Genomic DNA, 13682 nt, shown 5'->3' with positions numbered 1-13682 from the left:
TCTACGACCCTCCGAACCATCCGGGTGATGACGGCAGACAACGGCCGTTCGATCGGGGGCGTCTCGAGGCGGAAATTCATCGCGACGACGGGGGTCGCCGGCGTGCTGTCGGTCGCCGGTTGTTCGGAAAACGATGCGAGCGGGGACGGAAACGGCGGCAACGGCAACGGCAACGGCAACGGGAACGGAAACGGCGGGAACGGCAACGGGAACGGAAACGGCGGGAACGGCAACGGGAACGGAAACGGCGGGAACGGCAATGGTAACGGAAACGGGAACGGGAACGGTAATGGCGGAAACGGCGGGAACGGCGGGAACGGCGGGAACGGTAATGGTAACGGAAACGGAAACGGGAACGGCAATGGCAACGGCAGTGGCAACGACTCCGGCAACGGGAACGGAAACGGCGGCTCAGAGGACCTCTCCGGCGAGGTAATCATCACGGGGAGTTCGACGGTGTTCCCCGTCTCCGATTCGTTCGCCGAGCTGTTCATGGAGGAGTACCCCGACGTCAACGTCACGGTCGACTCGACCGGGAGCGGGGGCGGCTTCGAGAACCACTTCTGTCCGGGCGACTCCGACATCAACGGCGCGTCGCGCCCGATCCAGGAGGCGGAGACCGAGAACTGCGGGTCCAACGACGTCGAACCCGTCGAGTTCCAGATCGCCAGCGACGCGCTGACGGTGGCGGTCAACAACGACGCGGACTGGGTCGACTGCATGACGTTCGACGAACTCTCACAGATCTGGCGCGACGACCGCGCACAGACCTGGTCGGACGTCCGCGACGATTGGCCCGACGAGGAGATCGCGCTGTTCGGCCCGGCCTCGACCTCGGGGACCTACGACTGGTTCAACGAGAACGTCATCGGGGAGGACTACGAACACACCGCCGAACACGAGCCCACCGAGGAGGACAACCTCATCGTCCAGGGGATCCAGGACAACCAGTACGCGATGGGCTACTTCGGGTACGCCTACTACAGCGAGAACTCCGACTCGGTGAAGGCCGTCGAGGTCCGCGAGTCAGAGGACGGCGAGTGTACGGAACCGAGCCTTGAGAACGCCCAGTCCGGCGACTACCCGATGGCTCGCCCGCTGTTCATCTACGCGAGCGAGGAGTCCGCTCAGCGCCCGGAGGTCGCCGAGTTCCTGAACTTCTATATCGAGAACTCCGAGACCGACCGCGTCTCCGAGATCGGCTACGTCCCCGCCAGCACCGATCTGCGCGACGAGAACCTCAGTACCTTAGAGGAGATCACCGGGAGCTGATCGGAGCGCCCGCTACCAGTTAGACCACTCACATATTATACGTCATGGACGACCAGATACGAACGGAGTCGACGCGTTTGCAACTGACCGGCGGCGAGCGGAGTCGGGTCGCACGCGAGCGGGTGTACCGTCTCGTACTGTTCCTCTGTGCGGCGCTGTCGGTCGTCGTGACGGTGACTATCGTCGTCGCGCTCGCCGTCGACGCAGTCGAGTTCTTCGGGATGGTCGACCCCGTCGACTTCTTCACCGGAACGACGTGGGTGACCGCCAGAGACCAGTTCGGCGTCCTGCCACTGGTCACTGGCACGTTGCTGGTGACGGCCGTCTCGGCGCTCGTGGCGATCCCGATCGGGGTCGCGTCGGCGATCTACCTCTCCGAGTACGCGAGTCCGCGTGCCCGGTCGGTGTTGAAGCCGGGACTCGAGATCCTCGCGGGGATCCCCACCGTCGTCTACGGCTACCTGGCGCTGATCTACCTGACCGACTTCCTTCGGGGCCTCGGGCTCGATCTGGGGACGTTCAACGTCCTCAGCGCCTCGATCATGGTAGGCATCATGATCATCCCGATGGTCTCCTCGCTGTCGGAGGACGCGATGAGCGCCGTGCCTGACTCGCTCCGGGAGGCCGGCTACGGACTGGGCGCGACGAAGTACGAGGTCTCGACCGGTATCGTCGTCCCCGCCGCCCTCTCGGGCATCTTCTCGTCGTTCATCCTCGCGCTCAGCCGCGCGATCGGCGAGACGATGATCGTCGTGATGGCGATGGGGCTTCGCCCCCGGATGTTCGACCTGACCGATCCCGTCGGGAGCCTCGCCGAGTCCGGCCAGACGATGACCTCGGCGATGGTCCAGGCCGTCACGAGCGACGTCGGGGCGGCCTCCCCGACGTACAAGAGTATGTTCGCCCTCGGGCTCACCCTCTTTGCCATCACGTTCGCCATGAACCTACTCAGCAACGCGATCGCCGCACGGCATCGAGAGGAGTACCAATGATCGCGAGCGTAGACGGGACGGATCGGAGGTGTGCCTGATGGCGGGCGGCACCGCCGAACCGGCCGAACCGCCCGAATCGGCCGGGATGACGGGAACGGAGGAGGTCAGCCGCCTTCGGGGAACCCTGTTCGAGGCCGTCACCCTCGGCGCGACGGTGTTCGGACTGCTGATGGTCGGCGTCCTGTTGCTGTACGTCGTCAACGACGCGGTCCGCCCGCTCAGCGCCGACCCCGGCTGGCACCTCGTCTTCTTCCTGACGCTCGTCGTCCCCTCGCTTTCGGTCGCGGCCTACTGCTACACCCGCGAGGGACCGGCCGGCGAGGTGGCCTACGCGACGTTCGGGCTCCCGGTCGTCGGCCTGCTCGTCGGCGCGGGGATCGTCGTCGTCTTCCTCGAGGTCGTCTCCGTTGCCGACTGGTTCGGCCTCGCGCTGGCGCTCGTCGCCGCCGCGGGGGCGATCGAACTCCACCGCCGACTCCGGCCGTACGCCGCGCTCGAGCGCCTGGCCGTCCTGATCGTCGCCCCGCTGGTGGCGATCTTCGGGGTTCCCGCCCTCTCGGTCGATCGGACGCTCGCGACGCCGCTGACGGGGACGGAGCTGTTCACCCTCTCGTTTTCCACCCCGAAACTCCTCCCGGGCGTCCCGGAGCTGTTCACCTCCCTGCCCGTCCTCCCGCTCGACTGGCTATTGCTCGTCGTCTCGCTCACCCTCCCGGTCGCGTTCGCGTTCGGGCGCATCGTCTCCCGGCGCCGCGAGGACGACCGGGGCCGTCTGGAGACGGTCGCGGCGGCCGGCGCCGTCGCCCTCGTGGGTGCGCTGGTCGCCCCGACGGTCGGCATCGACGCCGCTCACTGGGTGGTGCTCGCGACGACGACGCTCCTCCCGCTCGGCGTCTACCTCGAGGGCGTCGTCCGCGAGCGTGCGGGCCTCGCCGGCCTCTGGTTCCCGGTCGTCGTCGTCGCGGGAACGCTCGTCGGTGCCCTCGTCGTCGAGACGGTCGGGTTCGCCGGGCCGGATCCCTGGCTCGACTGGGGGTTCCTGACGAGTGCGACCTCCCGGTCGCCCGCCGACGCCGGCATCTACCCCGCGCTCGTCGGCAGCATCCTGATGCTCGTCGTAATCGTCGTCTCGGCGTTCCCCGTGGGCGTCGGGGCGGCCATCTATCTGGAGGAGTACGCCCCGAACTCCGGGCCGCTCGGGACGTTCGTCACGCTCGTCGAGATCAACATCGGCAACCTCGCGGGGGTGCCCTCGGTCGTCTACGGGCTCCTGGGGCTGGCGATCTTCGTCCGGACGTTCGATCTGGGCAACGGAACGGTGATCGTCGGCGGGTTCACGGTCGGGCTGTTGATCCTGCCGATCGTCATCATCTCCGCCCAGGAGGCGATCCGGGCGGTGCCCGACTCGCTGCGACAGGCCTCCTACGGGATGGGTGCGACCCAGTGGCAGACGATCCGCAACGTCGTGCTCCCGCGGGCGCTTCCGGGGACGCTCACCGGGACGATCCTCGCGTTGGGGCGGGCCATCGGCGAGACCGCGCCCCTGTTGATGATCGGGGCGGCCGCGAGCGTCCGGACGCCGCCGAACGGCTTCTTCTCCCGGTTCAGCGCGATGCCCCGCCAGATCTACTCGTGGTCCTCGGAGATCCAGCCGGAGTTTCGCTACGGCGTGCTCGCCGCCGGCGTCGTGACGCTGCTGGTCGTCCTGTTGATGATGAACGGGACGGCGATCCTCATCCGGAACAAGTACCAGCGAGAGAGTTGATACCATGGCCAGAAACGTACCAGACGACGGGAAGCCGAGTCGGAACGAACGGATCGATGCCGCGGAAGCGAGCGGCGAGACCGGCGGGCTCATCGAGACGTCGGTGACGACCGAGGACTCGGACGAGCACTCGACCCCCGGGCGGACGATCATCGAGTCCCGGGGCGTGGACGTCTTCTACGACGACGTCCAGGCGCTCCGGGGCGTCGACATGGATATCCCGGAAAACCGGGTCACCGCGATGATCGGTCCGTCGGGCTGTGGAAAGTCGACGTTCCTCCGGACGATCAACCGGATGAACGACCTCGTCGACAGCGCCCGCGTCGAGGGCGAGCTCCGCTTCGGGGGAACGAACGTCTACGACGAGGGCGTCGATCCGGTCGCCCTCCGGCGGAGGATCGGGATGGTGTTCCAGTCGCCCAACCCGTTCCCCAAGAGCATCTACGACAACGTCGCCTACGGCCTCAAAGTGCAGGACAAGACCGACGACATCGACGAGCGCGTCGAGCGCGCGCTGCGAGACGCCGCGCTGTGGGACGAGGTCCAGGACCGCCTCGACGAGTCGGGACTCGAGCTCTCGGGCGGGCAACAACAGCGGCTGTGTATCGCCCGGGCCATCGCGGTCGATCCCGACGTCCTCCTGATGGACGAGCCCGCGTCGGCGCTGGACCCGGTCGCGACCTCCAAGGTCGAGGACCTCATCGCCGACCTCGCCGAGGAGTACACGGTGGTGATCGTCACCCACAACATGCAGCAGGCCGCCAGGATCTCGGATAAAACGGCGGTGTTCCTCACGGGCGGCGAACTCGTCGAGTTCGGCGACACGAACGAGATCTTCGAGAACCCCGAACACGACCGGGTCGAGGACTACATCACCGGCAAGTTCGGATAGGGATGGCCCGCGAGCGATACCGGCCCCGTCTCGAGCGCATGGAGGAAGCCGTCGTCGCGATGGGCGACCTCGTCCGCGATCGACTCGCGACCGGCATCGAGACGCTGTTTACCGGAGACGCCCACCTCGCCGAGGCGGTGATCGAGCGCGACCGGGAGGTAAATCGTCGGTACCTCGCGATCGAGCGCGAGTGTCTCGACCTGATTCGCCTCCACCAGCCCGTCGCCTCCGACCTGCGGCGGATCGTCGCGGCGTTCGCGATCGTCACCGATCTCGAACGGGTCGGCGACCTCGCGACCAACCTCGCGGGATACGCGTTGGGGGCGGGGCCCGCGGTCGCGACCGTCGACGCCGACGTAGAGCGGATCGGGGCGCTCGCGCTCGAACTCCTCGAGCGTGCGATCGAGGCGTTCGTCGCCCGCGACGCCGGGGCGTGCCCCGCGATCGCCGACCGCGACGACGAACTCGACGAGCGGTGTGGGGCCGTCACCGACCGGGTCCTCCGGCACCTCCTGGAGACGACTCGCGGCTCCGGGGACGAGGCGGGCGACGGGAAGCCGTTTGCCGCCGTCTTGGGGACGTTGCTGGTGGTCCGCGACATCGAACGGGTCGGCGACCACGCGGTCAACGTCGCCGGCCGGACCCTGTACGCCCTCGAGGGCGACGACCGACTTCTGGAGTGATCCGGAACAGGTAACTTGGGGCGGCCCAACGTCGAACCAATGAGCTCGGATGGCGCCGGTCAGGGGGCAGTCACGGGGATGGCCGATCGCTCCGAACCGGAATCGAGAACCGACGACGACCCCGAGCGGTCGGGAGCCACGGACGGGGCCGAGACCGTCATCGAGTCCCGGGACTTAGACGTCTTCTACGGCGACGAGCAGGCCCTCCGGGGGATCGACCTGACGATTCCCGAACACCGGGTGACGGCCCTCATCGGTCCGTCGGGCTGTGGGAAGTCCACCTTCCTCCGGTCGATCAACCGGATGAACGACCTCATCGACGTCGCCCGCGTCGAGGGCGACCTCCTCTTTCGGGGCAAGAACGTCTACGACGAGGACGTTGATCCGGTCGCCCTCCGGCGAAAGATCGGGATGGTGTTCCAGAAACCGAACCCGTTTCCCAAATCGATCCGCGACAACGTCGCCTACGGCCTCGAGGTCCAGGGCAAGACCGACGACATCGACGAGCGGATCCACACCGCCCTCGAGCGCGCGGCCCTCATCGACGAGGTCGAGGACCGCCTCGACGAATCCGGGCTGGACCTCTCGGGGGGCCAACAACAGCGGCTGTGTATCGCCCGCGCCATCGCGACCGACCCCGAAGTCCTCCTGATGGACGAGCCCGCGTCGGCGCTCGATCCGGTCGCCACCTCCAAGGTCGAGGATCTGGTCGAGGAACTGGCCCAGGAGTACACCGTCGTCATCGTCACCCACAACATGCAGCAGGCAGCCAGGATCTCGGATAAAACGGCAGTGTTCCTCACGGGCGGCGAACTCGTCGAAGCCGGGGACACGAACGAGATCTTCGAGAACCCCGAACACGACCGGGTCGAGGACTACATCACCGGCAAGTTCGGTTAGTCGAAGGCCGGCACCACGAGGTCGCGTTCCTGTTCGTAGGCGACGAGCCCGGCGTCCTCGATTCGCGGCAGGTGATCGTGGTAGATCGAGGCGTAGATCTCGGTCACAATTTCTGGCTCGATCTCGGTCAGGGGGCGATCCAACTCGCGTACGGCGACCTCCTCGGCGAGGTCGGGTAGCGTCAGCGCCTCGCCGTGGGCTCGAAGGGCGTCGATCGTGACCCGCCGGCGCCGGTTCGAGACGGTATCGAGGACGAGCGAGAGCTCCGCGGGCGTCCGGTCTCGCGTCTCGAGCCAGTCGAGCAGCGAGGCGACGAGGGCCGCACGGTTTCCGTCGGGCCCGGGATCGGGTGGGGTCGGTGTGGTCGTCGTCATGTGAGTCGCTCGCGTTCCTACCGGCTTCCTCTCCGCCGCGGTAAATAGCGCTGTCGCCATCGGTCTATTCGCTCCCGATCGTCACCCGTGGCTCGGCGACGGCCTCGCTCTTGCAGTCGGGACACCGGGAGGGACGATTCAGGAGGTCGTCGAAGCCGTCGAACCCGCAGTCCGTACACGCAGGCGGCGCGACCATCACCGTCTCGCCATTGCCCTCGGCCGACCGGGCGACGTGTTCGACGTGGGCGAGCGCGACCGAGGGGGTGAGGTCGAACCGGGCGGCGAGTTCGCTCGGGGTGGCCGGCTCCTCGGCGAGCGCCGCCCGGATCCGCTCGCGGGTGGTCTCGTCTGCCTCGCGCATGGAGAGCACGGACGCCCGACCGGAATAGGTCTTCCGAGACGACATGGCGAAACGACTTACGGCCCGAGGGCGAGGTGCGTGTATGAAGGCCGTCGTCCTCGCGGGCGGGTACGCGACCAGGCTGTGGCCGATCACGAAGGATCGGCCCAAGATGTTCCTCCCGATCGGCGACTCGACGGTCATCGACCGGATCCTCGAGGAGTTGGAGGGCGACGACCGGATCTCGGAGGTGTTCGTCTCCACGAACGAGCGGTTCGCGGAGAGCTTCGAGGACCACCTCGCCGAAAGCGAGTTCGAGAAACCCACTCTGTCGGTCGAGGACACGAGCGCCGAAGACGAGAAGTTCGGCGTCGTCGGCGCCCTCGCACAACTTGTCTCCCGCGAGGGCGTCGACGACGACCTGCTCGTGATCGCGGGCGACAACCTGATGAGCTTCGCGGTTGGCGACTTCCTCGACTTCTTCGAGGAGAGCGGTGGGCCGACGATCGCCGCCTACGACGTCGGTTCCGTAGAGAAGGCCAAATCCTACGGGCTCGTCGAGCTGGAGGGCGACCGGGTCGTCGATTTCCAGGAGAAGCCCGACAACCCGGCGAGCACGCTCGTCTCGATCGCCTGCTACGCCTTTCCCCGGGAGTCGGTGTCGCTGCTCTCGGAGTACCTCGCCGGCGACAACAACCCCGACGAGCCCGGCTGGTTCGTCCAGTGGCTCGTCGACCGGGAGCCGACCTACGCCTTTACCTTCGAGGGCGCCTGGTTCGACATCGGCACCCCAGAGAGCTACCTCGAGGCCGTCCGCTGGCAGTTGGAGGGGGAGTCGATCGTCGCCGACACCGCACGCGTCGAGGACTCGACGATCGGGGCGGACGTCCACGTGATGGACGGTGCGACCGTCGAGGGGAGCCACCTCGAGGGCTCGCTCGTCTTCCCCGAGGCGACGATCCGGGACGCCGACGTCCGCCGGTCGATCATCGACGAGGGCACCGTACTCGAGGGGCTGGACCTCGCGGGCGCGCTGATCGGCGCCCACACGAGGATCACGAACGGCGATCGCTGACTACTCGAGAGCCGCGTCGGTCACCCGAAGCCGTCCCCGGGTGCCCTCCCAGACCGGTTTGGACGAGAGCTCGATCCGGCGGTCCATGTGGGGGCCATCGACGACGAGCGTCTCGAACTCGCCGCCCTCGCCGAGCAGATGGACGCCGTACTCCTCGCTGAGGGCCTCCAGTTCGGCGAGGGCGTCGCGGTCGAGCCGGCGCCCGAGCCAGGATTCATCGAGGCCTTCGGCGGCGACCTGGACGATCACGATCTCGAACCCCGCCTCGAGCATCGCCTCGGCGAGCTCCCGGGGCTCTTCGCGCCACAGCGGCGCGTACAGCTCGCAATCGAGACGCCCGCACATCGCCTCGATCCGGCTCGTCTGGTACTCGCTTTCGACGGCGCCGGCGGTGACGCCCGCGAGCCCGCCCTCGAGTTCGTCGTCTACGTCGGCGAGAGCCACCTCGAGGGGCTCGAGCTCGGCGTCGCCCTGGCGGCCCGAATCCCTCGCCTCCTCCGCGTGGAAGTCGTCGGGCGAGACCTCGACGAGGGGGATCCCGATGCTCTCGGCGGCGAGGGAAGCGAGTTCGGTCGCCGGGACGTGGTACATGTAGGAGTCGCCCGCGGGGTGGACCGTCACCAGCCGGGAGAGGGGGAGACCGCGCTCCATGGCCCGATACACCGCCCACGAGGAGTCCTTCCCGCCCGAGAAGAGCCCGACCCACGCGCCTCCGTCGGTCCGGTCGTCGCCTGCGTCGCTACCCGCGTCGTCCTCGGTCCCGATCCCGTCCATGCGTCGTCTCGGGGCGGCGCGGACAAAGGCGTGGCGGGTTCGCGAGCGCTCACTGCCGATGGGAGTCCGAATCCGAGCCGCCGTCGGCGATCTCGGGCTCCTCGATTGAAGGGTCGACCCCGCGGAGCGCGGAGGCGACTTTCACCCCCACGAGGCTCAGGAGGACCCCGCCCACGACGAACACCGCGAGGCGGTTGCCGCCGCCGACCGCGAAGCTCTCGACGGAAAGCACGCCCAGGTCGGCGGCGCTCACGGTCAGGGGTCCGATGAGGTCGGCCTGTTCGAGGAAGTACGCGGAGAACCCCCGGACGACGAGGCCGACGGCGACGACGACGAAGGGGAGGTTGATGTACGATCCCCGGATCGGTTCCTCGTCGATCGCCTCGTCGAGCAGTCGGCCGGCGCTGGCGGTCAGTGCGGCCGCGGCGAGCCAGGGGACGCTGTCGAAGGCAAACCGCATCGCCGGGATGAAGTAGCCCTGGGGGTCCTCTAGCGTCGAGACGCCGAGCCCGCCGGCGAAGAGGCCGGCGGCGGTGAGCCCGGCGGCGACGACGTAGGTCACCACGGAGACCTGACCGCTGTACAGCGACCGGCGGGCCTGGCGGGCGAACCCGCCGAGGACGTCGTCGACGCTGAACCCCTTGTAGAGCAGGAAGAGGCCGATGACGGTCGTGATCGCCGCGGCGCCCTCCGCGGGGGAGAACTCGAAGACCATCGCGAGGATCGGGAAGACGAGGAGGGTGAGTCCGATCGGAACCAGAACGGTCTGGCGGAGTTCCTCGTCGGCCAGAAACTGCTTCATGAGGTAGTAGGTGGACTCGATGTCCCTGGCCTGGCGGACGACCACGCGATCGACGCTGTCGACCCGGACCCGGCTCTCGACGATCGGGACCAGGCGCTCGTCCTCGGCGCTGTCGATGACCACGACCGCCGAGTCGGGGTCGTGGTCGGCGATCAGCTCGTCGAGCTGGCGGGCGACCGCCCGATCCGCCCGGACCATCGACTCGCGGTCGCCCGAGACGACGGCGACGACGGTCTCCTCGTCGTCGTCGCGCAGCCCCTGGGCAACCCGGAGCGTCTCGAGCAGGGAGTTGACCCCGGAGTCCTCGGGATCGGCGAGGCCGACGTCGGTCACCAGCGCGCGGACGGCCTCCCAGCCGACGACCGGCGAGTGCAGCCCGGTCTTGCGGCCGACGTCGTCGGTCCGATCCAGACAGACGACGAGCGTTGTCACGGCTCCCGGTGGGTTCCCCGCGACGATAAAACCACGTACTCGACCGCTCCGACCGCCCGGTCACCGCTCGCGGCGACGCCACCGTCCCGCGTTCTCGCGGACGTTAGAGGCGAAACCGGAACCCGTTGCCGCCGCGGTCGACGAGCCCCGCGAGGCCGGCCCCGAACGCGTAGGCGACCCCCCGGGCGCCGGTTCCCATCCGCTCGACGAGCGAGCGGGAGGGCTCGAACTCCTCGACTGCGACATCCTCGCGGCCGAGGCGGTCGGCGACCCGCTCCTCGACGGCCTCGCGGGTCCCCAGCTCGTCGACGAGCCCGTTCTCGACGGCGTCGCTGCCCAGGTAGACCCGGGCCTCGGTCTCCCGGACGAACTCGGGATCCAGGCCCCGGCCCTCGCTGACGCGCTCGACGAAGTGGGCGTAGGAGTCGTCGATCAGTCCCTGGAGATAGGCCCGTTCGTCATCGTCCATTTCCTTCAGGGGGACGCCGGCGTCCTTGTACTCGCCCGCCGTGAAGCCCTCGTAGGAGAGCCCCAGCTTGTCGGCGAGTTCGCTCGCGTTGACCCGCGAGCCGACGACGCCGATCGAGCCGACGATGGAGGCCTCGCGGGCCCACAGCTCGTCACAGCCGCTCGCGATCCAGTAGCCGCCGCTGGCACAGACGTCCGTCGCGTAGGCTATCGTCGGCCCGTCGAACTCCGCCGCGGCGAGCCGGATGTCCTCGCTCGGGACGACCTGGCCGCCGGGCGTGTTCAGGCGCACGATCAGCGCCTCGGCGTTGCTGGCATCGGCGCGTTCGATCTCGCTTACGACGTCGTCGGCACCGGTCCCCCGCGGGGAGGAGGGAAGCCCGCCTCCGCCGCCGTCGCGGGTGATCGGTCCCTCGACCGCCACCTCGGCGACGTCGTAGCCGGGAAACACCGAGTCGGCAATCGAGCCGCCGACTCGCACGCCGACGACGGCGAGACCCAGCGTGAGGACGATCCCCGCTAGTTCGACGGTCGAGTCGGGGAGCCACCAGAAGAGGACGATCCCGGCGAGCGCGACCGCGCCGGCGACGGCCGCGACCACCGTGATCCGGCCCGCCGACCGGACGCTACTCACGCGCCGGCCCCCGGCCGGTCCGCTCTCTCCACGTGGTCGGGTACATGACGGTCGACCAGACGGACCCGGAGTGCAAAAGGATGGGGGCCGGATCTCCCGGACTCCCGTCACTGCCCCGCCAGCCTCCAGCCGTGGCTCACGGGTCGCGTCTCGAAAAGGGACACACGGTGACGAACCGCCTTAGAGCAGTCCGGTCTTCTGGAGCTTCATCAGGTCCTCGGTGTCGAGGGTCTCGCCGTCCTTGAACTTCTGGTAGATCTCTTCGGCTTCCTCCTTGGCCTCCTCTTTCTTCTGGTCGCGGGCGGACTTGCGCTGTTCTTCCTCCTGTTTGTCCATCTCCCGCAGCCGTTTCTGGACCCGGACGAAGTCCTCGTGGTGGCGGTCGGCGGCCTCCTGAGCCTCGACGAACGAGTCGTGCATGTCGTCGGCCTCGTCGCGGACGTCGTCGGCCTCCCGATAGGCCTCGATCATCCGGTTGTGGTGTTCCTGGGCCTCGTCGGCCAGTTCGGTCACCTTCTGGTGGTGCTGGGAGGCCTCCGAGCGAACCTCCTCGGCCTCCTCGACGAGCTCCTCTAGGTCGCCGTTGTCTTCGAGTTTCTCCTTTCGGTCGGCGTACTCCTCGCGCTTGCTCTCGATCTTCTCGATGAGTTCGCGTTCCTCCTCGCTCGAGAGGACCTCGGTCTGCTGTTTGAACTCGAGCTGTTCGATCTCCTCTTCGAGCTCCTCTAGGTCCTTGCCCTCGCCCAGTTCCATCTCGGACTTGAGCCCCTCGACCTCGTCGAAGAGCTCGTTTGCCTCGGCGTTGAGCTCGTTCCGGCTCTCCTTGTGTTCCTGGACCTGCTCGTTGAGTTCGTCGCGTTTCTCGCGGTGTTCCTGGGCCTCGTCGACCTTCTCTCTGGTCTTCGCGTTCAGGTCGTCGCGCTTGGAGGCGCGCTCGGAGGCCATCTGGTTCAGCTCGTTCCGTCGGTCCCGGAGCTGTCCGGCCTTCTTGATGAGCTGTCCTTTCGAGTCGTTCTCGATGTCGTCGTCGGTGAGTTCTACGTTCTTCGATTCGTCTACCATGTGTTAGTCAAACCTCTGTGCCATACACCCACCGGCGGTGGCTGGCGCTCGTGACCTGTCGAACCTCGTGAGGAAGCGTTCTGTCATCGATCATCGAGCGATACACGCCACGCCGGTGGCGTTCTGGTGGCCGTTACTACTGGCGCGTCTCATTTAAGTGTACCGGTGGGCGGGAGTGTGAAAACCGTTAGCAGACGCCCCCTCGTGGCGTGTAACGCGTTCCCACGGTCTGCGGACTGGCTTATAAACATCCGGCGGCGACCGGTCCGGACGGCGGGGATGGGAACCCCTTTCCGAACTCCGGCCGTTCGTGACGCCGTGTTCTACGAACAACGGATGCAGGTTCCGGATACCCCGGCGGCGCTCCGGCGGGAGTACGACGACGAGCTCCGGGCGATCCTCGAGCGCGTCGAGGAGCCGGCCGCACGGACGGGAATCGACGCCGACCGGATCGACGCGCTGCTGGCGGGGGACTCTCCCGACCTCTCTCTGGAGGAGGCCGCCGAGATCCAGGCGGTAGACGACGGCAGTCCCGACGCGGAGACGATAGTCGAGATGGCGTGTGAACACCTCCTCCTGGGAATGACGACGGCGGTCCTGGACGTCGATACGCTCGCGAGCGAACTCGAGATCGACCGCGAGGGAAAGGAGGTCCAACAGAAGATCGAGCGCCGGGCGCCGATGAGCTTCGAGGAGTTCGTCCACGTCCAGTACGCCATCGCGAGCCGGTAGCTCCGCTATCCGGTCTCGCTCGGCGGCTACGCCCCGCCGCCCATCCGGTGGGTGTAGTCCCAGCCGGCGACCGTCTCGGGCTCGATTTCGATCCGTACCTCCCGGCGGTCGGGATCGAGCAGTCGGTCGGCTAGATCGCTCTCGGTCGTCCCGAGATACCGCTCGAGGAGGTCCCCGAGAACCTCCTTTTCGGGGTCGGGCGAGATCGTCGCGGTCCCGTTGCCCCTGACCCCGCGATATGGGGGGTCGTTCGTCGAGACCTCGAAGGCGACGTGGGAGTCGGCCGCCAGAAAGGAGACCACGTCGGCGTCCGCCGACGTCGCACACTCGAGGACTCCCTCCCGGAAGCGAAACCACAGCGAGACCATCCAGAGTCGCCCCCCGGGAGTCCGACAGGAGAGCCGGACGGGGACCGTCGTCTCCTCGAGGAACGTCTCGACCTCGTCGGGCTCGAGGGTGCCACGGACGTTCATGCTACCTCCGCC

The 13682-nt window shown here is 67.8% G+C and carries 15 protein-coding genes; 8 read left to right on the top strand and 7 right to left on the bottom strand.

What is annotated here, in order from left to right; translation table 11 throughout:
- The first annotated feature begins 27 nt into the window (after positions 1-27).
- From DVH23_RS14020 to pstB (DVH23_RS13995), 6 genes are read left to right on the top strand one after another with little or no spacing between them, the layout of a single operon-like run.
- Positions 28-1272: a PstS family phosphate ABC transporter substrate-binding protein gene (locus DVH23_RS14020; RefSeq protein ID WP_114578056.1), complete on the top strand. Its 1245-nt coding sequence runs from the start codon at positions 28-30 to the stop codon at positions 1270-1272.
- 44 nt (positions 1273-1316) lie between these two features.
- Positions 1317-2264, top strand: a complete 948-nt coding sequence (gene pstC / locus DVH23_RS14015) for a phosphate ABC transporter permease subunit PstC (RefSeq protein WP_114578055.1) — start codon at positions 1317-1319, stop codon at positions 2262-2264.
- Positions 2265-2301: 37 nt separating this feature from the next.
- Positions 2302-4029 carry a phosphate ABC transporter permease PstA gene (gene pstA / locus DVH23_RS14010; protein WP_224827028.1) on the top strand — a complete coding sequence of 576 codons (1728 nt, stop codon included), beginning with the start codon at positions 2302-2304 and terminating at the stop codon, positions 4027-4029.
- Positions 4030-4033: 4 nt separating this feature from the next.
- Entirely contained in the window at positions 4034-4921 is an 888-nt protein-coding gene (gene pstB / locus DVH23_RS14005) for a phosphate ABC transporter ATP-binding protein PstB (protein WP_114578054.1), read from the top strand.
- Between the two features lie 2 nt (positions 4922-4923).
- Positions 4924-5604, top strand: coding sequence for a phosphate signaling complex protein PhoU (phoU, locus tag DVH23_RS14000; protein WP_114578053.1), 681 nt, complete (start codon positions 4924-4926; stop codon positions 5602-5604).
- Between the two features lie 39 nt (positions 5605-5643).
- Entirely contained in the window at positions 5644-6504 is an 861-nt protein-coding gene (pstB, locus tag DVH23_RS13995) for a phosphate ABC transporter ATP-binding protein PstB (RefSeq protein ID WP_114578052.1), read from the top strand.
- Here the strand turns inward: pstB (DVH23_RS13995) and DVH23_RS13990 are convergent.
- Entirely contained in the window at positions 6501-6878 is a 378-nt protein-coding gene (locus DVH23_RS13990; protein WP_114578051.1) for a hypothetical protein, read from the bottom strand. The genes pstB (DVH23_RS13995) and DVH23_RS13990 overlap by 4 nt on opposite strands.
- A 64-nt stretch (positions 6879-6942) precedes the next feature.
- On the bottom strand, positions 6943-7239 hold the full coding sequence (locus tag DVH23_RS13985) for a transcriptional regulator (protein WP_114578050.1): 297 nt from the start codon (positions 7237-7239) through the stop codon (positions 6943-6945).
- Positions 7240-7321: 82 nt separating this feature from the next.
- On the opposite strand from DVH23_RS13985, the gene DVH23_RS13980 reads away from it, so the two are divergent.
- Positions 7322-8293, top strand: coding sequence for a sugar phosphate nucleotidyltransferase (locus DVH23_RS13980; RefSeq protein ID WP_114578049.1), 972 nt, complete (start codon positions 7322-7324; stop codon positions 8291-8293).
- On the opposite strand, the gene DVH23_RS13975 is transcribed toward DVH23_RS13980, so the two are convergent.
- The 4 genes from DVH23_RS13975 to DVH23_RS13960 all read right to left on the bottom strand — a co-directional run bounded on the left by DVH23_RS13975 (position 8294) and on the right by DVH23_RS13960 (position 12465).
- Positions 8294-9067 (bottom strand): diphthine--ammonia ligase, encoded by a 774-nt coding sequence (locus DVH23_RS13975; RefSeq protein ID WP_114578048.1) that lies wholly within the window; start codon positions 9065-9067, stop codon positions 8294-8296.
- Positions 9068-9116: 49 nt separating this feature from the next.
- Positions 9117-10301 (bottom strand): DUF373 family protein, encoded by a 1185-nt coding sequence (locus DVH23_RS13970; RefSeq protein ID WP_114578047.1) that lies wholly within the window; start codon positions 10299-10301, stop codon positions 9117-9119.
- Positions 10302-10404: 103 nt separating this feature from the next.
- The gene (gene sppA / locus DVH23_RS13965; RefSeq protein WP_114578046.1) at positions 10405-11403 is read right to left on the bottom strand and encodes a signal peptide peptidase SppA; all 999 of its coding nucleotides are present in this window, start codon (positions 11401-11403) and stop codon (positions 10405-10407) included.
- A gap of 180 nt (positions 11404-11583) precedes the next feature.
- A complete protein-coding gene (locus DVH23_RS13960) occupies positions 11584-12465 on the bottom strand; it encodes a coiled-coil protein (protein WP_114578045.1) in 882 nt (293 codons plus the stop codon).
- A 318-nt stretch (positions 12466-12783) separates the two neighbouring features.
- On the opposite strand from DVH23_RS13960, the gene DVH23_RS13955 reads away from it, so the two are divergent.
- On the top strand, positions 12784-13197 hold the full coding sequence (locus DVH23_RS13955; protein ID WP_114578044.1) for a DUF5791 family protein: 414 nt from the start codon (positions 12784-12786) through the stop codon (positions 13195-13197).
- 26 nt (positions 13198-13223) lie between these two features.
- On the opposite strand, the gene DVH23_RS13950 is transcribed toward DVH23_RS13955, so the two are convergent.
- Positions 13224-13670, bottom strand: coding sequence for a pyridoxamine 5'-phosphate oxidase family protein (locus DVH23_RS13950; RefSeq protein WP_114578188.1), 447 nt, complete (start codon positions 13668-13670; stop codon positions 13224-13226).
- Positions 13671-13682 lie beyond the last annotated feature (12 nt).

It is taken from the genome of Saliphagus sp. LR7, from assembly GCF_003344565.1.
Taxonomy (GTDB): Archaea; Halobacteriota; Halobacteria; order Halobacteriales; family Natrialbaceae; genus Saliphagus; species Saliphagus infecundisoli.
Note: the sequence above shows the minus strand (reverse complement) of the source record. Positions and strands in the feature narration are given on the sequence as shown.